Genomic DNA, 20,645 nt, shown 5'->3' with positions numbered 1-20,645 from the left:
AGCCCGACGTTCTACGTGCGGCCTGCTTCCAGCCGGACCGGCTAGTGGAAGTTCGCCGCCGCCCGCTTGTCACCGCTGCGGTAGGCCGCCTCCGCGTTGCGCACGGCGCGCGAGATCTGGGAGAGGTTCTCCTTGATGCCCGACGCCTGCACGTCCCACCGGTTCTGCGCGTCGCGGTAGGCCGTCTTGGCTTCGCCCTCCCACAGCTCCGAGACCGAGGCGATCATGGTCTTGATCGCTCGGAGGTCCTGGTCGAGCTGCTTGGCCTGACGCTCGATCGACGCGGCCGCGAGATCGAGGCTGGCATAAGTGACGACCGTTGTACCGTCGTTGGCGGCCATGTGGTCCTCCTTCAGTCGAGTTACGGAATACCGGTCAGAAGTTGTTCAGGTTCGAGGTCCGGGCCGTGGCCCCGGCGTCGCCCGAGTAGCCGTCGACGACGTCCACTCCCATGAGGGCCGCCTTGATCTCCTCTTCGTTGTTGCCCGAAATGGTACGGGCGGCCTTGATGGCCTCCTGGAAGCGCAGCAGCTCGTTGCCGATGCCGACCATGTTGTTGTTGATCTGGACCTGCTTCGCGTTGAACGCTCCGGCCCCGATGCCCTTCCAGGCACCTTCCAGGCTGTCGATCGTCGCGTGCAGCTGCTTGAGCTGGCCCTTCACCGAGTCGAACCGCTCGGTGAGCTCGCCCTCGAGCCTGAGGAGGGCTTGAGCTGAGACTTTCTGGTCTGCCGACATGGCTTTCCTTTCCTTCCAGTTGATTCTGCGGGCCGACATGGATCGCCGGCCGGTACATGTGAGGAACCTGCGGTCAGGCCGCGCCGCGTCTGCGGACGACGGCGAAGACCACTCCCCCGAGGACGGCGACGACTGCGATGCCGCCGAGGATCAGGCTCACGGGGATGCCGTCCTCCGCCGCCTTCTCGCTGTCACCCACGGCGACGGCCTCGTCGGCCTTCTCGTTCTGGGCGGGCTGTTGGGAGGCGGGGGCGGAGGACGTGGCAGAGGGGTCGGGCGAGGCCGGGGAGCCGTTGGTCGGCTCGTCCGTGAGAGGGCTGATGTCCGGGTCTCCGGGGTCGCCCTCGCCCTTGAGGATGTTCATCGCGGGGCGGACGAGGCCGTGGCCGAGGTACTTGCTGAGAGTGCCCTTCTCCCAGCTCCTTCCGGCTGTGTCGAAGAGCACGTTGAGGACCTGGTTGGCGGTCCAGTCGGGGTGGGCGGACCAGACAAGGGCTGCGGATGCGGAGGCGATGGCGGTGGCGGAGCTGGTTCCGCCGATTCCGTCACAATAACTTTTGAAGGAGTTATCGCACCACCGGGGAATATCACTTCCCGGGGCGGCGATGTTCACAGAGTTACCATTCTGTGAAAACTTGGAGACGTTCCCGTCCTTATCCGCCGAGGAAACTCCCACTACCTGAGGGAACGAGGCCGGATAGAGATCGGCGTTACCCTTCTCCGCATTGTTGCCGACACTAGCAAAGAAGAGCTTGCCCTTACTTTCCGCGTACTTTACGGCCTCCCTCTCACGATGCACACCGAACTCGCCACCGAACGACATGCTGATGATTTTCGCGTCACTGTCAGCCGCAGCTCGGATAGCATCTGCCCATTCAGTGGTATTCAGGGAAGGCTTCTTCTGGAATTCGTCATTACTGATCCGCACCGGAATGATCTTGGAGCCTGGGGCAAGCCCCTTCAACCCCCCGCCTTTGCCCGTCCCGGCGATCAGTTCAGCCATCGTCGTGCCGTGACCGCTGTAGTCGTCGTACTCGTCGCCCTCGGCCACCGTGGCATCGGTGCCTTTCAGGACCTGCCCCTGCAGGGACGGAGTGGAGGCATTTACACCTGTGTCGATGACAGCAACTTTGACGCCTTCGCCCGTCGTCACCTTCCACATTTCCTCAGCCTGCATCGCGCTGAGGTACCACTGCTTGGACTGCACGTCCGCAGCTGCGGCAGGCTGTGCCGCTCCGGCAAAGACGATGCTCCACGAAGCAGCCAGCGCCAGTGCACCGAGTACACGCTTCTGGGACCGGCCCATTCCTGCTGTCATCCCGACTTCCGAACCTTCCCTGGGGCTACTGCTCGACCACCGGCGGCACAGCTCCGCGCCGTCGGGACGCCCATGTTTCTTCGTCTTCCGTCAGGTAGTCCGGACGGGTCGACCCGGTGTTCTCCTCGTCCTTCCTGTCAGACTTCCGCTGACCGGCAGGGCCACGGACAAGCCCTGCACCGCCAGCGGTGAAGCCCTTGGCTCCGGAGCCCGACGTCCCTCGGGGGGCACCGACCACTCCGTTGGCGCCCGAAGTCGGAGCGCCGCGCTGGCCGGCGCGGGGAGCGTTGGCGCTCCCGCCGGTTCCGCCGATCACCGTTCCCCGAGGCACGGCACGAGACCCGCCGACCCCGGACGATGCGGACGTCGCCCGCTGCGGAGTTCCGCCCACAATGCCGTTGCCCTGTCCCGTACGGGAGCTGCCAGGTGCGGGGGTACCTCCGTGGGCCGGCATGGGGCGGCCGCCCATCACACCGGACTGACCGGCCGCGGGCAGCTGCGGACTGCTACCGGGGCGCCCACTTGCTGATGGCGCACTACTCATGGGGCTCGGTCGGCCAACGGGCGTGCCGCTGCCACCCCCAGGTGTGGCACGCGCAGTGGTAGGGGGCACCTTGCCCAGACCTACACCGGTCTGGGTGGCGGACCGAGGCCCGGCCGGTGAACCCGCAGGCCGCGAGTAGCTGGCCGTTGCCGGGTTCCCGAAGCTGGGCGCCATCGGCGGCGTCGGCGTATTGACCGGTGCTGAGCCGCTGGTTACCGATAGGGGCGGCGCGGTGGCAATCGTGTTCGGAGCGGTCGGGACAGAGACACTGTTGATCTCCGTCGACACATTCTTGTCCAGCACAGGCGCAGGTCCAAGAGCGTCTACCGGAGCCCGTCCACTCGCACTACCCGTGCTGGCCGACCCGCCGACTGTCGAGCGTTCCGGCACACTTGACGCGGTTCCCCCCGGGCCCAGGGTGCCCGTGCCCGCAGGCGACACCAGAGCGTCGGCATTCTGCTCCCCGTTGCCGCTGGGCTTAGGCACGTTGACACCAAGCCTCTGATCGAACCGAGGCGGCTCCTGCCCCGCCAGCACCTCCTCCGACACCGCGTAGTACGACGCCAGCCGGTTGATCTGGTTGATGGCCTCCTGGCGGTTCTTCTCCACCGTGAGGGCCGCCGCGTACGCCGGGTTGGTCTCGGTCCGGGCCGGGAACAGGATGTCGTCCACGTCCGTCTGGATCAGCCGGCTGTCGCGCGGCGGCATGGAGCTCCGTACCGACGCCAGGCCGGTGCCGGCCACCGTGATCTGCGTGCCCGCCGCGTCCGCGAAGTCGCTGAGCCTGGTGGCGTGGGCGACCAGGCCCTTGCCCCATGTGCGGAAGGCCTCGCCGGATTCGCCCCGCCAGTCGACCCCGTCGATGTGGTCGCCGAGCTCCTTCGCCGCGCTCTTGATCGCGTCCCTGGCCTTCCAGAGCGCCTCGCCCGCGTTCTCCAGGTCCGCCGGGTTGGAGTTCTCCACCAGGTCGATGATGGCGTTGAGGTCGTGTCCCTCGAAGGAGGTACGGCCGCTTCTGGCTGCGCCCCCGGGGGCGAAGAAGCTCAGGACCTCTCTTCCCAGCTCCGTCGCGTCGGTGACGACGAGTTGGGTCCTGACGCGTCCCTCGTCGTGCTTGTGCTGTTCGGCCGGGGTCAGCTCCGGCTGCTTCTCGTCGCTCACTTCGCGCCCCACCCGGATCCGGACCTGTCGTCGTCACTGCGCGGCTTCTGGTTGGCGGCTTCCTCGCGCTCCCGGTCCATGCGCGTCTCGATCTCGTGGAAGCGCCGCCGCGTCTCGTCGTCCACGTTGTCGAAGCCGACCGCCGCCGCGTGCACGCCCAGGCTCAGGTACTCGATCTGGTCGCCCAGCGACTTGGAGAGCGAGACCAGGGACTCGTGGACGCGGTTGTACTGGGTGTAGAGGCCGTCCGCCTCGGCGAAGCGGGCGTTCGGGCCGCTCAGGGAGGCGCGCGACACCGTCTGGGCCGCCACCTTCGACCTGCCGGCCGCCGAGCCTTCGAGGTCCGCGAGCAGGGAGTCCACCCGCTTCTTGAATGTCTCCAGCGCGCCTACGCCACGCCTGAGGTCCCCCGTACCGGTCACCATGCCGTCCTCCCCGTTCCGCATCCCCGTTTGCTCGGATCGTGCTGCGTTGCTATCGCACCGGTGCGATCCGAGCCCATCTCACCGGCAACTCTAGTCACTGCGTGACGCCGGGCCAATTGGGTTGGTGGCCCCGTGACTTGTGTCATGTATCAGTGGCCGCTTCCCGTGCGTCAGTGGCCGCTTCTCATGTATCAGTGGCCGCTTCTCGTGCGTCAGTGGCCGTTTCCCGTGTGTCAGCCGCCGCCCGCCAGCCGCCTCGTGCGGCGGCGCATGTCCCGTACGGCCACTGCCGCGCCGGCGATCGTGGCCACCAGGACGCCACCGCCCACCACGACGTACGTCGCGAGGCGGGCGTTGCGTTCGTCGGCCGTTTCGCCGAGGTGGAACCGGGCCGGGGTCGGGGCTTCGCCTTTGCTCATGCCCTCTCTCGCGACCGGCTGGTCGATGGGCTTGTCGTCCTCGGTCAGGGCGCGTACCGGGTCGACGACGCCCCAGCCCACGTGGCGGTCGTGGCCGGCCACCGAGCGCTCCGCCGTCTGCTGGATCTGGGCCACGATCTGCCGCTGCTTCCAGTCGGGGTGCTTGGCCTTGATCAGCGCGGCGACTCCGGCGACGTACGGGGCGGAGAAGCTGGTGCCGTTGTCGGCGCAGTGGCCGCCGCCGGGGACGGTGGAGATCATGTCCACGCCGGGGGCGGCGATGCCGACGAAACCGCCGCCCTGGGAGAAGTAGGCGCGTTCGTTGTTCCGGTCCGAGGAGGCGACGGCGAGGACGCCCTCGTACGAGGCGGGGTAGGTGGGCTTGACGTTGCCGCCCATGCCGTCGTTGCCCGCTGAGGCGATGACCACGATGTCCTGGGCCAGGGCGTGGTCGATCGCCTCCTTCAGCTCCGATGTCGGCTCGACGGCGCCGGCGGTGTCCTGGGAGATGTTGATGATGTCGGCATCGGCCTTGTCGACGGCGTAGTGGATGGCCTCGGCCAGGGTCTTCGCCGATCCGTTGCCGTCGGCGTCGTTCTGCTGGATCGGGATGATCGTCGCGTCCGGGGCGAGGCCGGTGAAGCCCGTGCCCTTCGCCTCGCGTGCGGCGATGATGCCGGCGACCTTGGTGCCGTGGCCCACCGTGTCGGTGGTGCCGTTCTCCTTGCCGCGTTCGAGTTTCCTGCCGTCCTCGGTCTTGAGGTCCTTCGGCAGCAGGTTGCGGCCCGCCTTGACGTCCACGGCGGGGGTGAGCTGGGGGTTCTTCACGTCGACGCCGGTGTCGATGACGGCCACCCGTACCCCCTTCCCGGTGGACTGCTTCCACAGCTCGTCCATCAGCACGCGCTGCAACGACCAGGGGCGTCCGGGGTACTTCTTCGACGGGAACGTGCACTGGGTCGTGTCGTCCGCGGCGGCCGTGGGGGCCGGGAGGGCGACGAGAAGGACTCCGGTGGCCGCCGCTGCCGTCAGGAGGCGCCTGGTGGGCGCGGTCGTGGGGCGCGTCATGTCCGTACGCTCCTCACGAGCCCTGCGGCTGGCTCGCCGCGCCCGTCGAGAGGCGCGGGCCCGTCGGCAGGAACGTGGACCACTCGGCCGGTACGGGGGTGGGGTCGACGTCCTTGTAGCCGAGCAGGTTCTGGGCCTGCTGCGCCTCCTGCCGGCGCTCCTGCCGCTCCTTCTCCGAGCCGGACTCGCCGATGCCGGACTCGTCCTGGCCGCTGTCGCTGTTGGACTGCATCGCGTAGCGCAGTCCGGTGTCGGTGACCAGGAAGAGGAAGCCGGCGTCAGTCTTGGAGCCCTTGAACTGCCGGAAGAACTCGCCGGATCCGGGGGTGACGTAGGCGCTGGAGGAGCCGGTGGGGAGCGTCGCCGGGAAGCTCGTACCCACCCAGGTGGAGAGGGTGGTGGCGCCGTTGTCGGCGTCGACCTCGCGCAGGACGTTGCACACCGTGTTCCGGCTTCCCTTCGTGAGGTCCGGGGAGTTGACGGTCTTCGGCTCCTGGACGGGCCAGTCCAGCTCCGCGCCGAAGGCCTTGCCCGGCGAGAAGTCGGCGGCGCTCACCGGCGTCACCTGGCCGGCCTGGCCGAGGGTCGTCAGGTCCCGGCTGCTGAGCAGGAGCTTGGCGATGAAGTCCGAGACCGGGGCGACCCTGCCGGGCAGGACGACGTAACTCTGGGTCCTGGTTCCGGCGGTGGCGGCCAGGACCATGCCGACCCGGTTCGCGCCGGTGTCCAGGGTGCCCGGGACGTTCGCGGGGTCGCCCGGGACCCCGTCCAGGGCCGGGAAGGTGATCCGGTCCCCCTGATGCAGGGTCGCCAGCCACGCGGCGGAGACCCGCTGGGGCTTGGAGTTCTGGTCGACCAGGGTGCGCAGCAGCAGTTCGTCGTCGGGGACGGGGTAGGCCTTGCCCGTGGCGTCCACGAGGTAGCGGGTCCGGTCGGGGCCCTCGACGTACATCACCTCGCCGCCCCACAGCTTCGACTTCCCCTCGGTCCTGTTCTCCTCGCGCTCGGCGAAGACGAAGGCCGCCTTCTGGATGGCCTGGCCGCCCTCGCCTGGCCGCTCGCAGACCGCCCAGCGCTTGGCGGATCCGGCGTCCTTGGCGTCGGGCAGCCGGTCGGGGGCGTACGGGATGCCGAGCGTCGCGCCGTGCGGGATCGTGCCGTCGTCCAGGACCGATTCGTCGACGTTGACGACCTTGCCCTTGTCCTGCGCGAGCAGGAGCTTGGCCGAGGCCATGTTCAGGACGGGGTGGAGCTGTTTCTTGCCACCGGTCTTCAACACCACGTAACGGGTGGTGGACTTGCTGGCGATGATGACGTTCTCGTTGGGGGTGTCCCACTCCTTGGGGGCCACCGGCTTGAACATGCCCCAGGCGCCGAAGCCGGCGAGGACGACGACGCCGATGATCGCTCCCGGCACGACCGCGCGCAGGGGGCGCGGTGCGCCTTCCTCCGAGCCGGTCGGGTTGGGCTGCAGGAACTGTGCGATCAACCTCCGCTTCGCAAAGGTGTAGGCGTTGAGCTCGTCCCGCCGTGATGCCATGTTCCGCTGCCCCTTCTCCCCAGTGGTCGACCAGGGTGCCACACGCACCGTCGGCCCCTGGCGTCGCACCGGGCCCCTACTATGCCCCCAGAGGCTCGGCCCCCACTGCTCAGGTAGGGTGACCACCCGGTCAACACCCGTGCAAAAAACGGTGAATACGGACACGAGGGGGCAACGCGGCAATGGGTGCAGCTACGCGAGAGCGTACCGGGCGGTCCCGCCGCCGAACCCCCGGGCCTTCCCGCCGGCAACGCAGCAACGAGCCGGCCGCCACAGCCCCTGCCCCCGCGTCGAGCACGCCGAGCGCCCCCGCGGCCACCACCCTGCGCGCCGCCGCGCGGACCGGCCGAGCGCGACCGCTGCTGCGGCAGCTGGTGATCATCGAGGCGGCGCTCGCCGTGGCCGTGGTGGGTGCGGCGCTCGGCGGTGCGTGGCTGGTGCCCGCCGGTGTGCTCGTCGTGCTGCTGGTGCTGCTCGCGGTGGTACGGCGCCGGGGGCGCGCGCTCCAGGACTGGCTGTCGGGCGCCCTCGCGTTGAAGGCCCGGCGGCGGGCGGCGAGCGCACCGGCCGCCACCGCGGAGCCGATGCTGGCCCCGGTCGCGGAGAACGTGCCGGGCTTCGGCCCGCACATCCATGTCGACCGCGACCACCGCACGGTGGGCATGCTCGGCGACGGCACCTTCCTGACCGCCGTGGTGCGGGTGGAGGCGAGCGGTGAGGCGCTGCGGCCCGCGTTCGGCGCCCGTTCGCTGCCGCTGTCGCTGCTGGGCGACGCCCTCCGGGTCGACGACATCGTGCTGGAGTCGGCGCAGTTGGTGCAGCAGGTACGGGCCGCTCCCGCTCCGCATCTGCCGCAGCAGTCGGTGGCCCGCCTCTCGTACGCGCCCCTCCAGGACAAGACCGGGGCGCCGGCCCTGCGGATGACCTGGGTGGCGGTGAAGCTGGATCCGGAGCTGTGCCGGGAGGCCGTCGAGGCGCGCGGCGGCGGGATCGAGGGGGCCCAGCGCGCTCTGGTACGGGTCGCGGACCATGTGGCGAGCCGGATCACGGGGGCCGGGTTCCGGGCGGTGGTGCTGGACCAGGACGAGCTGAACTCGGCCGTCGCCACGTCCGCCTGCGCCAACCCGCTGCTGTCGGGGCGCGCCGGGCGCCCGGACGCCGCGCCTCAACGGCGCACGATGGAGACCTCGCGGGTCTGGCGGTGCGACGACCGGTGGCACACCACGTACGCCGTGGACCGCTGGCCCGAGTTGGGCCGGGGGGCGACGCCGCTGCCGCAGCTCGTCGCGCTGCTGACGTCGGTGCCCGCGTACGCCACCACCTTCAGCCTGACCGTACGGCGAGGTGCGCGGCAGGGCGAGACGAACGTCAGCGGCCATGTCCGGGTGACCGGCGGGTCGGACACCGAACTGGTCGGCGTACGCAGGACGTTGGAGCAGGCCGCCCGGCACGCGAAGGTGGGGCTGGCCCGGCTGGACCGCGAACAGCTGCCGGGTGTGCTGGCGACGCTCCCGCTGGGAGGGGCCCAGTGACGATCCGGTCGAGGAGAGGCGGAGCAGCGGTGGCGCAGGGTGTGACGGAGTGGGCCGGGGCCAGGCGCGGGCTGCTCGGCCCCCGCCACGCGGGCCACACCGTGCCGACCGGCCATCTGGGCGCCCTGTCGCTCCCGGTCGGCGACGACGGCGTGATCATCGGCAACGACGCGGAGGGGCGCCCGCAGCTGATCGGGTTCCACCGGCCGGTGCCGTACGACGTGACGTTGATCGGCGGCCTGTGGACCGCGCAGGTGCTGGCGCTGCGCGCCGCCGGCACGGGTGCGCGGGTGGCGGTCGAGACCGGCCGGGTGCAGGCCTGGACCACGCTGGCGCAGGCGGCGGGCGCCGGGCTGGAGTGCGTCTCCCTGTACGACGTGGGGCGGGTTCCGCCGACGGGTGCCACGGTCGGGAGCCCCGTGGTGGTCATCCGGGACTGCGGCATGCGACCGCCGCGCGGCCGGGTCATCTCCTCCCCCTGGCAGTCCGTGTTGACGCTGCTCCCCTATCTCAGCCCGGTGGCACCCCGGTTGATGCGTTCCTCGGCGCTCGTGGGCATCCAGCGGGTCTCGCCCGACGAGGCGGAGCAGATCGGCCGGATCCTGGGGCTCGCACCGGCCGAGAGCGAGGCGCTGCCGACTCTGGCGGACGGTGTGACGCTCTGGGTGGCGGGCCGCGAGCGCCACTGGGTGATGACGAGCGCGACGGACGCGGAGACCGGTCTGCTGGGCACAGCTCGCCGGATGGACTGATTCCTCTCCCGTTCGCACCACACGCGGCCTTCTCACCGGGGATCATGGGCCGGGCAACGACACAGTTCGACAGTTCGATCGGAAGGGACGCCGGCATGGGCACCCAGCAGGAAAAGGACGAGCTCTACGCTCTCGACATCTCGGGCGTGGAGTGGCTGAGCGCGCCCGGCACCGAGGACGTCGAGGAGCGGGTCGAGATCGCGCATCTGCCCGGGGGCGCGGTCGCCATGCGCTCCTCCCTGGACCCGGACACCGTCCTGCGGTACACGGAGGCGGAGTGGCGGGCGTTCGTCCTGGGTGCGCGCGACGGTGAGTTCGACCTCAAGTAGGCGCCGTACGCGGTACGAGGGTGGTTGCCCGGCCGGGCGGCCACCCTTCGCCGTGTCGGCGCATGTCCGAATCGACCGCCTCCCTCTTCCGTTTCCGCCGTACCCGGTTCGCCGGGGAGCGGTACGTGATCCGGGGGGTGTTCTTCGCCGTGCGATGGGGCCTGCCGGAGTTCGCCCGATGGCGATTAGGGTGGGTGGGGCGCGGCAGAGGAAACCTGTGAGCGGGTTGTGCGCGTCGCAAGGGGGAGAGCCGGGCGTACCGGGCCCATGAGACCGGTCGCCCCCACCCACCACGGCACAAGGGTGCTCGACCACACCAGGAGGCATAGTGAACAGCGATCGGGACGAGACCCGCGGCGGATGGAACACGCCCGTCGACGAGTCGTCCGACGCGGATCCCGCCGAGATGACGGGTGAGTTCACCATCGACTACACCCCTCCCGCCTGGTACACGCAGAACGCGGCGGGGGATTCTTCGGGCGGAGCGGGCTCCCACCTGGCGCCTCCGCCGCCGAACGGGGCCCCCGTGTCCGTACCGGGGCAGCCGTCCCCGGGCGGCTTCGACCCCAACTGGGCCCCGGATCCCGCGGCCCCGCCCGCGAACGCACCCGCGCCCGTGCCCGTGCCCGTCGAGCCTGCCGTGCCGGCGGCCCCGGAGGCGGCCGCTCCGCCCGCCGATCAGGTCGGGCCTGTCGTTCCCGGTACTCCGACCGCTCCGGTCACTCCGGCCTCTCCGGCCTCTCCGGTCGCCTCCGCCGAGGGGCCTGACGACCCGGGCACGTTCGGGGGCGGCGATGTGGAGAGCGGCGCCACGATGCGGTTCTCCCCGGCCGCCCTGAAGCGGGAGATCGCCGAGCGCGAGGCGGAAGCGGGTTCCGGCCTGTCCGGTACGGAGCCGGGTCCGGCCTCCTCCCGTACGGAGACGGGCTCCACGGACTCCGACGGTACGAGCGGTCCCGCCACCGCCGACCACGACTCGGGCACGGGCAAGGGCACGGGCACGGGCACGGGCAGCGACACGGACGCATCGGCCACCACGGACGCCCCGAAGCTCACGGACTCCGCCGGCGCCGACGGGGACGACGTGCCCGCACCGGACGACAGCGCGGACGGCGACACGGGCCGGGGCCAGGGACCCGACGCCGAGGCCGGCACAGGCGTAGGCACAGACCCCCGAACAGGTGCGGGAACAGGCGCGAGCGCCCAGGCCGACGCCGTACCGCAGGACGCCGCTCCCCAGGGCGCCCCGCCCGCCGCCTTGCCCGGCCCGCCGGCCCCCGCCGCGCCGGCACCGTGGTCCGCGCCCCCCGAGGGCGGCGCGCTGCCCCCGCTGCCGCCCGCCTTCCAGCCGGCCACCCCGCAGCCCACCGCACCGCAGCCCGCGGCGCAGTGGCCCGCCCCGGTGCCGCCCACCGAAGCCCCCGGCGGGTACGGCTTCCCGCAGGCGCCCCACCAGCCCCACCAGTTCCCCGGCCAGGGGCCGCAGGGCGCACCGGCCGCCCCCCTGCCGCCGCAGGCCCACCCCCAGGCTCCCCAGGGCGCGGGCGGCTACGGCTTCCCCCAGCAACAGCAGCACCAGCCTCCGCAGGGCGCGCAAGGCGGCTACGGCTTCCCGCAGGCCCAACCGCCCCAGGCCCCCAACGCGCCCCAGCCACCCCAGCAGTCCCAGCAGCCCCCGCAAGCCCCCTTCCCGGCGCAGTCCGCACCCGACAACCTGCCCGCGCCCGCCGCCCCCACCGCCCCGCAGCAGCCGGAGCCGTACCAACAGCAGGGCCAGCAGCAGGGCCACCCCGGCCAGCCCCAGGGCCAACCGGGTCCGCAGGGCCAGGGCCACCCCGGCCAGCCCGTCGACCCCCGCTCCGGCGGTGCCTGGCCCACCCCGGTCACGCATGACCAGCGCGAGCGTTCCGTGCCGGGCGCGCCCCTCGGGTACACGGCGGCCGTCGAGCTCTCCTCCGACCGGCTCGTGCGGGGCAAGCAGAAGGCGAAGAGCAGCCGTAACCCCTCCGCCGCCTCCCGGTTCAAGCTGGGCGGGAAGAAGGAGGAGGCCGAGCGGCTGCGCAAGCTGGAGCTGATCCGTACGCCGGTGCTCTCCTGCTACCGGATCGCCGTGATCAGCCTCAAGGGCGGGGTCGGCAAGACCACCACGACGACCGCGCTGGGCTCGACCCTGGCCACCGAGCGGCAGGACAAGATCCTCGCCATCGACGCCAACCCCGACGCGGGCACGCTCGGGCGCCGGGTGCGCCGCGAGACCGGGGCCACGATCCGCGACCTGGTCCAGGCGATCCCGTACCTCAACTCGTACATGGACATCCGGCGGTTCACCTCGCAGGCCCCCTCCGGTCTGGAGATCATCGCCAACGACGTGGACCCCGCGGTCTCCACGGCGTTCAACGACGAGGACTACCGGCGCGCGATCGACGTGCTCGGCAAGCAGTACCCGATCATCCTCACCGACTCGGGCACCGGCCTCCTCTACAGCGCCATGCGCGGCGTGCTGGACCTCGCCGACCAGCTGATCATCATCTCCACGCCCTCGGTCGACGGTGCCTCCAGCGCCTCCACCACGCTGGACTGGCTCTCGGCGCACGGCTACGCGGACCTGGTGCAGCGTTCGCTCACCGTCATCTCGGGGGTCCGCGAGACCGGCAAGATGATCAAGGTCGACGACATCGTGCAGCACTTCGAGACGCGCTGCCGGGGCGTCGTGGTCGTCCCGTTCGACGAGCACCTGGCGGCGGGCGCCGAGGTCGACCTGGACATGATGCGGCCCAAGACCCGGGAGGCGTACTTCAACCTCTCGGCCCTCGTCGCGGAGGACTTCGCGCGCGCCCAGCAGCAGCAGGGGCTGTGGACGGCGGACGGCCAGAACCCGCCCCCGCAGTACGCCCCGCCGATGCCGGGCCAGCAGGGCTACCCGGCGCCGGGCCAGCCGATGCCCGGTCAGCCGATGCCCGGTCAGCCGATGCCGGGCCAGCAGCCCCACGCCTCGCACCAGCAGCAGCCCTACCCACCCCAGCAGCCGGGCGGCCCCGGCGGCCAGCAGCCGTACGCGCCCCAGCAGCCCGCCCCCGGCCAGCCCTACCAGCAGCAGCCCCAGCAGCAGCCGTACCCCGGTCAGCACGGCGGGCCGGGCCAGCCGATGCCGGGTCAACAGCCCTACCCCGGCCAGCAGGGCCGGCCGCCGTACGGGGGATACCAGGGAGCCGGACAGCCGGGCGCCCCGCAGCCCCCGCAGCAGCCCTACCCCCCGCAGCCGGGACCGGGCGGACCGCAGAACGGGTGGCAGCAGCCGCTGCCCTCGCAGACCCAGCCGGGTGGAGCACAGGGCCAACCAGGTGGACCGCAGGGCCAGTCGGGTGGACCGGCTCCGGCCGCGCCGCCGCAGGGTCGGCCGGATGGTCAGGACAACCCGGCGGGCTCGCCCGATCCCCAGGGTCCGGTGGATCCGGCGGGGTGGCAGCAGACGCCTCCGCAGCCGCCGCAGGCCCCTCACCAGTAAGGCGTTAGAGGTCTGAACCAATGAGGGCCCGCACCGCTCGCGCGGTGCGGGCCCTTTTGGCTATTTCCGCAGCCCACACACGGTTTGACGGACCGTTGACGAGCCCCGCGACCGCTGATAGACCTTCGCTTCACCAGCTGGCGAACCAGAGATCGGCCCGCCTTCTCGAGCGAGTGATGACGCGAGGTCCCCGTCCATGGTCACAAGAGTCTCCCCCCACACCCCCCGGCCCGGCAGGCGCCTGCGTACCCTCCTGGCCTCCGGCGCAGCCGCCCTGGCGCTCACCGCCGGGGCCGTCGTCCCCGGAAACCCGCTCGCGCCCGCGCCCTCCGAGGCCCGCGCCGACGACGGGGGGACGACGCTCACGGTCGCCGTCGCGCAGAGCGTCGACTCGCTGAGCCCGTTCCTCGCGCAGCGGCTGGTCAGCACGAGCATCCACCGGCTCATGTACGACTACCTGACCAACTACGACGCCAAGGACAACAAGGCGATCCCGGGGCTCGCCACCGCCTGGGAGCCGTCCGAGTCCAAGCTGACGTGGACGTACACGATCCGGCCGGACTCGAAGTGGTCCGACGGGCAGCAGGCGACCGCCGAGGACGCGGCCTGGACGTTCAACACGATGATGAACGACGAGGGCGCCGCCACCTCCAACGGCAGCTTCGTCGGCAACTTCGAGAAGGTGACCGCCCCCAGCAAGGACAAGCTGGTCATCCAGCTCAAGGAACCGCAGGCCACGATGGCCGCGCTCGATGTGCCGATCGTGCCGAAGCACATCTGGGAGAAGGTCGACGACTTCTCCAAGTTCAACAACGACAAGGACTTCCCCATCGTGGGGAACGGCCCGTTCATCCTGACGGACTACAAGGTCGACAGCTATGTGAAGCTCAAGGCCAACAAGGACTTCTGGCGTGGGTCGCCCAAGTTCGACGAGCTGGTCTTCCGCTACTACAAGGACCAGGACGCGGCCGTCGCCGCCCTGCGCAAGGGCGAGGTCTCCTTCGTCGCCGGCAGCCCGAGCCTGACCCCGGCCCAGTCCGCCTCGCTGGAGAACACCCCGGACATCAAGGTGAACGACGCCCCGGGCCGGCGCTTCTTCGCCCTCGCCGTCAACCCCGGAGCCCGTACCAAGGCCGGGACGAAGTTCGGCGACGGCCACCCGGCGCTGCTCGACCAGAAGGTGCGGCACGCACTGTTCATGGCGGTCGACCGCAAGGCCATCATCGACAAGGTCTTCCAGGGCCACGCCGTGGAGGGCGAGGGGTACATCCCGCCGCGCTTCTCGGACTACTTCTGGAAGCCGTCGGACGGTCAGAAGCTCTCCTACGACCCGGCGAAGGCCGCCGCCCTGCTGGACGAGGCCGGGTACCGGAAGAACAGCGCGGGCAAGCGCGTCGGCGAGGACGGCAGGCCGCTCGACTTCCGTATCCTCTGCCACGCCACCGACCCCAACGACAAGGCGATCGGCAAGTACCTCCAGGAGTGGTGGGGCGAGCAGGGCATCGGGCTGAAGGTCGACTGCCTCGACAACGTCTCCGACCCCTGGTACGCCGGTGAGTACGACCTCGCCTTCGACGGCTGGTCCGTCAACCCGGACCCCGACTTCGTCCTGTCGATCCACACCTGTGCCGCGCTGCCGTCCAAGGCGAAGGAGTCGGCCGCGACCGACAACTTCATCTGCGACAAACAGTACGACGAGCTCTACAAGAAGCAACTGGCCGAGTACGACCCCGCCAAGCGGGCGGATCTTGTGCGGCAACTGGAGTCGCGGCTGTACGACACCGGGTACATGAACGTCATGGCGTACCCGAATGCCGTCGAGGCGTACCGCACCGACCACATCGAGTCCATCACCACCATGCCGTCGGCCGCGGGCAACATCTACGGCCAGGACGGCTACTGGAGCTGGTGGTCGGCCGTCCCGGCCGCCGGGGCCCCCTCGTCGTCCTCCTCCGACTCCGGTGGCTCCTCCACCGGAGTGCTCGTCGGGGCCGGGATCGCCGTCGTCGTCCTCGCCGGTGGCGGACTGCTGTTCGCCATGCGTCGCCGCTCCACCGCGGAAGACCGTGAATAGCCCATGAGCTCAGAAAGCACCCCCGCGCTGCTGAAGGGCGCAGCGGGCGTGGAGAGCACCGCGTCCGGCGGCCCGGCTCCGGCCGGGCCGCCGGCCCGCTCCCCGCGCTCCCGCTCCGCGGCCGCCTACGCCCGCTACGTGGCGGGCAAGCTGGCCGGGGCGGCCGTCTCCCTCTTCGCCGTCCTCGTCACCAGCTTCTTCCTCTTCCGGCTGATCCCCGGCGACCCGGTCAAGCAGATGACCGGCGGCCGCCAGGTCTCGACCGAACAGATCGCGGCGATGCGCCGCGAGTTCGGGCTGGACCTGCCGCTGTGGCAGCAGTTCACCCAGTACTGCGGCAAGGCCCTGACCGGCGACTTCGGTACGTCGTACCAGTTCCGGGCCCCCGTCATCGACAAGATCGCCGAGGCGCTGCCCGCCACCCTGCTGCTCACCGGCACGGCGTTCGTCATCTACACCCTGCTCGGCATCTGGCTCGGCGCCCGCTCCGCCTGGCGTAACGGTTCTGCCGGGGACCGGGCCGGCACCGCGTTCGCGCTGACGCTGTACTCGGTGCCCTCGTTCTGGCTCGGCCTGCTCCTCATCATCACCCTGTCGGTGGGCGTCGGCCCGATCCCCGGGCTCTTCCCGACCGGCGGCATGGAAACCGGCTCGACCACCGGCTTCGACCGGGTCCTCGACATCGCCCACCACATGGTGCTGCCCGTCATCACCCTGGTCGCGGTGGAGTACGCGCGCACCCTGCTGGTGATGCGCTCCTCGCTGCTGGACGAGATGGGCAGCGACTACCTGACCACCGCCCGCGCCAAGGGGCTGCGCGACGACCTCGTACGCCGGAAGCACGCCGTGCCGAACGCGCTGCTGCCGACCGTGACGCTGCTCTTCGTGAACCTCGGTACGACGGTGGCCGGGGCGATCCTGGTGGAGACGGTCTTCTCCTGGCCGGGGCTCGGCGGCCTCTTCTACCAGGCGCTGAGCGTGCCCGACCTGCCGTTGGTGCAGGCGCTGTTCTTCGTCTTCGCCTCCGCGGTGATCCTGATGAACACGCTGGCCGATGTGATCTATCCGCTGCTCGATCCCCGGGTGGGCCGATGACGACGTCGATGGAGAAGCCCCCGGAGACACCCGGGGACGTACGGGGCCAGAGCCCACGCGCCCTGGCCCGCGCCCGGCGGCGCCAGGCCGCCGGGCGCTTCTGGCGGCAGTACCGCACGCACCGGGCCGGTCTCGTCGGCCTCGCCGTGCTGGCGGTGATCGCGCTGCTGGCGCTGACCGCGCCCCTGCTCGTGGGGGCCGACTCGCAGAGCGTGACCAACGCCCCGGGCGGCCCGATGGAGGCGCCCAGCGGCGAATTCCCCCTCGGGACCGACCAGTTCGGGCGCAGCCTGCTGGCCCTGATGCTCTGGGGCACCCGGGTCTCGCTGACGGTCGGCCTGCTCGCCGCGTTCCTGTCGGTGGCCATCGGCACCCTCATCGGGATCACCGCGGGCCACTTCAAGGGCTGGTACGCCACCGTCATCATGCGGATCACCGACTGGTTCCTGGTGATGCCGACCCTCGTGCTGGCCATCGCCCTGGCCACGGTCCTGTCCCGGTCGATCTGGACGACCATCCTGGCCATCGGCGTGACGACCTGGCCGACCACCGCCCGCCTGGTCCGGGCGCAGACGCTCTCCGTCGAGTCCCGCCCGTACATCGAACGCTCCCGGGCGCTCGGCGGCGGACACGGCCACATCATGTCCCGCCACGTGCTGCCCAACGTGATGCCGCTGGTGCTCGCCCAGACCACGCTGGTGATCTCCACCGCCATCCTCACCGAAGCCACCCTCGCCTTCCTCGGGCTCGGCGATCCGACGGTCGTCTCGTGGGGCGGGCTGCTCCAGGACGCCCGCGAGGCGGGGGCGGTCAGCTCCGGCAACTGGTGGTACCTCGCCCCGCCCGGACTCGCCATCGCCGTGGTCGCCCTCGCCTTCACGCTGTGCGGCCGCACCATCGAGTCCGTGCTCAACCCGAAGCTGGGGGTGGCCCGTTGACCGCCACGACCGCGACGACCGCCACACCGGAGCCGGACCCGTCCGCCTCGCCCGGCCTGTCGGGGCCCGTCGCCGATCCGCCGCTCCTGGAGGTGCGGAACCTGTCCGTCACCTACGGCGGCGGGGGCGGTGCCGTCCCCGCCGTACGGGGGGTCGATCTGCGGGTGGAGGCCGGGCAGAAGCTCGGTGTCGCCGGGGAGTCCGGCTGCGGGAAGTCGACGCTGGCGCTCGCGCTGCTGCGCCTGCTGCCCGCCTCGGCCGAGCTGTCCGGCGAGATCCTGCTGGACGGCGAGGACGTCCTGACCATGAAGTGGGGGCGGCTGCGGGCGGTCCGCTGGGCGGGCGCGTCGATCGTCTTCCAGGGCGCGATGCACTCGCTCAACGCGGTCCACCGGGTCGGGGACCAGATCGCTGAACCGATTCTCCTGCACAGCGGGTCCTCCGTGTCCGCCGCCCGCAGGCGCGCCGGGGAGCTGCTGGAACAGGTCGGGCTGCCCGCCGCCCGCGCCCAGGCGTACCCTCACGAGCTGTCCGGCGGTCAGCGGCAGCGCGTGATGATCGCGATGGCGCTGGCCTGCGATCCGCGGCTGATCGTCGCGGACGAGCCGACGACCGCGCTCGACGTGATGATCCAGGCGCAGATCCTGCGGCTGATCGAGCAGCTGGTCGCCGACCAGGACGTGGGGCTGATCATGATCAGCCACGATCTGGCGGTGCTCGCCGACACCTGCGACCGGCTCGCGGTGATGTACGCGGGGCGCGTGGTGGAGGAGGGCCCGGCCCGGCAGGTGTACGCGGACGCCCGCCACCCGTACGGCCGGGCCCTCTCCGCCGCCTTCCCGACGATCGGGGACCTCTCCTCACGGCGCGCCCCGCGCGGCCTGCCGGGCGATCCGCCGGACCCGGCGGCGCTGCCGGGCGGCTGTACGTTCCATCCGCGCTGCCCGGTGGCGCTGGACTCCTGCGCCACAAAGGACCAGGAGCTGCGGGAGGCCGGGGGCGAGCGGCGGGCGGCCTGCGTGCTGGTGGAGGCCCCGGCCGCCGACGAATCGAGGAGCACCCCATGAGCGGCACGACCCCCCTCGTCAGCGCCACGCCCCTCCTCAGCGCCGAAGCGCTGGAGGTCGCCTTCCCCGGCCGGCGCGGGGGCGCCACCGCCCGTGCCGTGGACGGCGTCGATCTCGACATCCGGCCCGGCGAGATCGTCGCGCTGGTCGGTGAGTCGGGGTGCGGCAAGACGACACTGGCCCGTTCGCTGCTCGGCCTGGTGCCACCCACCGCCGGCCGGGTCACCTTCGGGGGCGCCCCGCTGGACTACGCGGGCCGGGCCCTCAAGGCGTACCGCAAGCGCGTGCAACTGGTGCTCCAGGACCCCAGCGGCTCGCTCAACCCCCGGCACACGGTGTACGACGCGGTGGCCGAGGGGCTGCGCATCCACACGTACGCCGGGGACGAGCGGGCGGCCGTCTCCGAGGCCCTGTCCCGGGCGGGTCTACGGCCGCCGGAACGCTTCTTCCTGCGCTACCCGCACGAGCTGTCGGGCGGTCAGCGCCAGCGCGTGGTGATCGCGGGGGCGCTGGTGCTGGAGCCGGAGCTGATCGTGGCCGACGAGCCGGTGGCCTCGCTGGACGCCTCGGTACGGGGCGAGATCCTGGCCCTCCTGCTGCGGCTCCGGGACGAGCTGGGGCTCTCCGCGCTGGTGGTCACCCACGACCTCGGCCTGGCCTGGAACATCGCGGACCGGGTGGCGGTCATGTACCTCGGCCGGATCGTCGAGACGGGCCCGGTCGAGCAGCTGCTCACGGCTCCTCAACACCCGTACACGCGGGCCCTGTTGTCCGTCCTCCCGGAGGCGAAGGGCGAGCCGGTCGTCCTGACCGGCGAGCCCCCGGACCCCGCCCGGATCCCCTCCGGCTGCCGCTTCCACGTCCGCTGCCAGGTCCTGGCCTCGGGCGAGGCGGAGCGGGCCGGAGTGGCGGAGGCCTGCCGCACGGTGGATCTGCCGGTGCTGGGCGGCGGGGCGGAGACCCAGGTGGCGTGCCACTGGGCTGCGGCGTGCGGCGCTAAGGCCTGAGGTGGTGGTGGATCGCGCCCGTCAGCTCGCCGAGCGGCCTCCCCGTCCCGCCCCAGCGGTGCTGGATGATCTCGGCGGCGATGGAGACCGCCGTCTCCTCCGGCGTACGGGCTCCGAGGTCGAGGCCCACGGGTGAGGCGAGGCGGGACAGCTGGGCCTCGGCCACCCCGGCCTCCCGGAGCCGGGCGAGGCGGTCGTGGTGGGTGCGGCGGCTGCCCATCACCCCGATGTACGCGGCGGGAGTGCGCGAGGCGGCGACCAGCAGCGGCACGTCGAACTTCGGGTCGTGGGTGAGGACGCAGATGACCGTACGGGCGTCGACCTCGGTCGTCTCCAGGTAGTCGTGCGGCCAGGCGCACACCACCTCGTCGGCGGTGGGGAACCGCTCCCGGGTGGCGAAGGCGGGGCGGGCGTCGCAGACGGTGACCCGGTAGCCGAGGAACGAGCCGATGCGGGCGGTGGCCGCCGCGTGGTCGATGGCCCCGAAGACGAGCATGCGGGGCGGCGGGGTGTGGGAACGGACGAAAACCGCGACCTCTGCCATCCGCCGCTGCCCGTGGGCCCCGTACCGCTGGATGCCGGTGAGGCCCTGGGCCAGCAGCCCGCGGGCGTCGTCCGTGACGGCGGCGTCGAGCCCTTCGTCGCCGAGAGTGCCGAGCGGTCCGGTGCCGGGCCCGGCCCCGGCGGGGCGGACGACCAGGCGGGCCCCGGTCTCCGCCGCGCCGGACAGGACGGTGGCCTCGGCGACCGGCAGGCCGGCCGCGATCAGGTCCAGCAGAGCCGCGAGGTCCGCCAGCTCGGCTCGGGACGCGTACGCACGCACCAGCACCTCGATCGTGCCGCCGCACGTCAGCCCGACCCCGAACGCCTCGTCGTCGCTGATCCCGTACGTGACCACGCGCGGCCCCGCCCCGGCGAGCACCTCGCGGGCCACCTCGTACAGGTCGCCCTCGACGCACCCCCCGGAGACGCTGCCCACCACCGCGCCCTCCGCGTCGACGGCCAGGACCGCACCGGGGTCGCGGGGCGCGCTGCCGTGCACGGCGACGACGGTCGCCAGGGCGAAGGGCGTACCGGCGGCGCAGCGGGCTCGGAGGCCGGGCAGGATGTCGCGCACCCTGTCAGCATCCGCC

The 20,645-nt window shown here is 71.6% G+C and carries 17 protein-coding genes; 9 read left to right on the top strand and 8 right to left on the bottom strand.

What is annotated here, in order from left to right; translation table 11 throughout:
* Window positions 1–41: 41 nt before the first annotated feature.
* The 7 genes from AB0917_RS09825 to eccB all read right to left on the bottom strand — a co-directional run bounded on the left by AB0917_RS09825 (window position 42) and on the right by eccB (window position 7,213).
* Window positions 42–341, bottom strand: coding sequence for a WXG100 family type VII secretion target (locus tag AB0917_RS09825; protein ID WP_366818986.1), 300 nt, complete (start codon window positions 339–341; stop codon window positions 42–44).
* A 34-nt stretch (window positions 342–375) separates the two neighbouring features.
* On the bottom strand, window positions 376–738 hold the full coding sequence (locus AB0917_RS09820) for a WXG100 family type VII secretion target (protein ID WP_366818985.1): 363 nt from the start codon (window positions 736–738) through the stop codon (window positions 376–378).
* A gap of 73 nt (window positions 739–811) precedes the next feature.
* A complete protein-coding gene (locus AB0917_RS09815) occupies window positions 812–2,056 on the bottom strand; it encodes a S8 family serine peptidase (protein ID WP_366818983.1) in 1,245 nt (414 codons plus the stop codon).
* A 25-nt stretch (window positions 2,057–2,081) separates the two neighbouring features.
* Window positions 2,082–3,761: a hypothetical protein gene (locus tag AB0917_RS09810; protein ID WP_366818982.1), complete on the bottom strand. Its 1,680-nt coding sequence runs from the start codon at window positions 3,759–3,761 to the stop codon at window positions 2,082–2,084.
* Entirely contained in the window at window positions 3,758–4,207 is a 450-nt protein-coding gene (locus AB0917_RS09805) for a hypothetical protein (protein ID WP_366818981.1), read from the bottom strand. The genes AB0917_RS09810 and AB0917_RS09805 overlap by 4 nt, the downstream gene beginning before the upstream one ends.
* 212 nt (window positions 4,208–4,419) lie before the next feature.
* Window positions 4,420–5,673 carry a type VII secretion-associated serine protease mycosin gene (gene mycP / locus AB0917_RS09800; RefSeq protein WP_366818980.1) on the bottom strand — a complete coding sequence of 418 codons (1,254 nt, stop codon included), beginning with the start codon at window positions 5,671–5,673 and terminating at the stop codon, window positions 4,420–4,422.
* Between the two features lie 13 nt (window positions 5,674–5,686).
* Complete coding sequence (gene eccB / locus AB0917_RS09795; RefSeq protein WP_366818979.1) at window positions 5,687–7,213, bottom strand: type VII secretion protein EccB; 1,527 nt, start codon at window positions 7,211–7,213, stop codon at window positions 5,687–5,689.
* Between the two features lie 182 nt (window positions 7,214–7,395).
* On the opposite strand from eccB, the gene eccE reads away from it, so the two are divergent.
* The 9 genes from eccE to AB0917_RS09750 all read left to right on the top strand — a co-directional run bounded on the left by eccE (window position 7,396) and on the right by AB0917_RS09750 (window position 19,512).
* Window positions 7,396–8,745, top strand: coding sequence for a type VII secretion protein EccE (gene eccE / locus AB0917_RS09790; protein ID WP_366818978.1), 1,350 nt, complete (start codon window positions 7,396–7,398; stop codon window positions 8,743–8,745).
* A gap of 29 nt (window positions 8,746–8,774) precedes the next feature.
* Window positions 8,775–9,497: a hypothetical protein gene (locus AB0917_RS09785; RefSeq protein ID WP_366818977.1), complete on the top strand. Its 723-nt coding sequence runs from the start codon at window positions 8,775–8,777 to the stop codon at window positions 9,495–9,497.
* A 95-nt stretch (window positions 9,498–9,592) separates the two neighbouring features.
* Window positions 9,593–9,826 (top strand): DUF397 domain-containing protein, encoded by a 234-nt coding sequence (locus AB0917_RS09780; protein ID WP_015611831.1) that lies wholly within the window; start codon window positions 9,593–9,595, stop codon window positions 9,824–9,826.
* A 328-nt stretch (window positions 9,827–10,154) separates the two neighbouring features.
* Window positions 10,155–13,331, top strand: coding sequence for an SCO5717 family growth-regulating ATPase (locus tag AB0917_RS09775; protein ID WP_366818976.1), 3,177 nt, complete (start codon window positions 10,155–10,157; stop codon window positions 13,329–13,331).
* A gap of 196 nt (window positions 13,332–13,527) precedes the next feature.
* A complete protein-coding gene (locus tag AB0917_RS09770; protein WP_366818975.1) occupies window positions 13,528–15,405 on the top strand; it encodes an ABC transporter substrate-binding protein in 1,878 nt (625 codons plus the stop codon).
* A gap of 3 nt (window positions 15,406–15,408) precedes the next feature.
* Window positions 15,409–16,500, top strand: coding sequence for an ABC transporter permease (locus tag AB0917_RS09765; protein WP_366818974.1), 1,092 nt, complete (start codon window positions 15,409–15,411; stop codon window positions 16,498–16,500).
* The gene (locus AB0917_RS09760; RefSeq protein WP_366818973.1) at window positions 16,497–17,438 is read left to right on the top strand and encodes an ABC transporter permease; all 942 of its coding nucleotides are present in this window, start codon (window positions 16,497–16,499) and stop codon (window positions 17,436–17,438) included. The genes AB0917_RS09765 and AB0917_RS09760 overlap by 4 nt, the downstream gene beginning before the upstream one ends.
* The gene (locus tag AB0917_RS09755; protein WP_366818972.1) at window positions 17,435–18,505 is read left to right on the top strand and encodes an ABC transporter ATP-binding protein; all 1,071 of its coding nucleotides are present in this window, start codon (window positions 17,435–17,437) and stop codon (window positions 18,503–18,505) included. Before AB0917_RS09760 ends, AB0917_RS09755 begins: the two co-directional genes overlap by 4 nt.
* Complete coding sequence (locus tag AB0917_RS09750) at window positions 18,502–19,512, top strand: ABC transporter ATP-binding protein (RefSeq protein ID WP_366818971.1); 1,011 nt, start codon at window positions 18,502–18,504, stop codon at window positions 19,510–19,512. The genes AB0917_RS09755 and AB0917_RS09750 overlap by 4 nt, the downstream gene beginning before the upstream one ends.
* Here AB0917_RS09750 and AB0917_RS09745 read toward each other — a convergent pair.
* Window positions 19,502–20,629 (bottom strand): XdhC/CoxI family protein, encoded by a 1,128-nt coding sequence (locus AB0917_RS09745; protein WP_366818970.1) that lies wholly within the window; start codon window positions 20,627–20,629, stop codon window positions 19,502–19,504. The genes AB0917_RS09750 and AB0917_RS09745 overlap by 11 nt on opposite strands.
* Between the last annotated feature and the right edge of the window lie 16 nt (window positions 20,630–20,645).

It is taken from the genome of Streptomyces sp. NPDC007346 (assembly GCF_040703535.1).
Classification (GTDB): domain Bacteria; phylum Actinomycetota; class Actinomycetes; order Streptomycetales; family Streptomycetaceae; genus Streptomyces.
This window is presented reverse-complemented; position numbering and strand designations above follow the sequence as displayed.

Excerpts from the sequence above, each read along its gene's own strand:
- AB0917_RS09825 (WP_366818986.1), bottom strand. The coding sequence starts at position 341 with ATGGCCGCCAACGACGGTACAACGGTCGTCACTTATGCCAGCCTCGAT.
- AB0917_RS09820 (WP_366818985.1), bottom strand. The coding sequence starts at position 738 with ATGTCGGCAGACCAGAAAGTCTCAGCTCAAGCCCTCCTCAGGCTCGAG.
- AB0917_RS09815 (WP_366818983.1), bottom strand. The coding sequence starts at position 2,056 with ATGACAGCAGGAATGGGCCGGTCCCAGAAGCGTGTACTCGGTGCACTG.
- AB0917_RS09805 (WP_366818981.1), bottom strand. The coding sequence starts at position 4,207 with ATGCGGAACGGGGAGGACGGCATGGTGACCGGTACGGGGGACCTCAGG.
- mycP (WP_366818980.1), bottom strand. The coding sequence starts at position 5,673 with ATGACGCGCCCCACGACCGCGCCCACCAGGCGCCTCCTGACGGCAGCG.
- eccB (WP_366818979.1), bottom strand. The coding sequence starts at position 7,213 with ATGGCATCACGGCGGGACGAGCTCAACGCCTACACCTTTGCGAAGCGG.
- eccE (WP_366818978.1), top strand. The coding sequence starts at position 7,396 with ATGGGTGCAGCTACGCGAGAGCGTACCGGGCGGTCCCGCCGCCGAACC.
- AB0917_RS09780 (WP_015611831.1), top strand. The coding sequence starts at position 9,593 with ATGGGCACCCAGCAGGAAAAGGACGAGCTCTACGCTCTCGACATCTCG.
- AB0917_RS09770 (WP_366818975.1), top strand. The coding sequence starts at position 13,528 with ATGGTCACAAGAGTCTCCCCCCACACCCCCCGGCCCGGCAGGCGCCTG.
- AB0917_RS09765 (WP_366818974.1), top strand. The coding sequence starts at position 15,409 with ATGAGCTCAGAAAGCACCCCCGCGCTGCTGAAGGGCGCAGCGGGCGTG.
- AB0917_RS09760 (WP_366818973.1), top strand. The coding sequence starts at position 16,497 with ATGACGACGTCGATGGAGAAGCCCCCGGAGACACCCGGGGACGTACGG.
- AB0917_RS09750 (WP_366818971.1), top strand. The coding sequence starts at position 18,502 with ATGAGCGGCACGACCCCCCTCGTCAGCGCCACGCCCCTCCTCAGCGCC.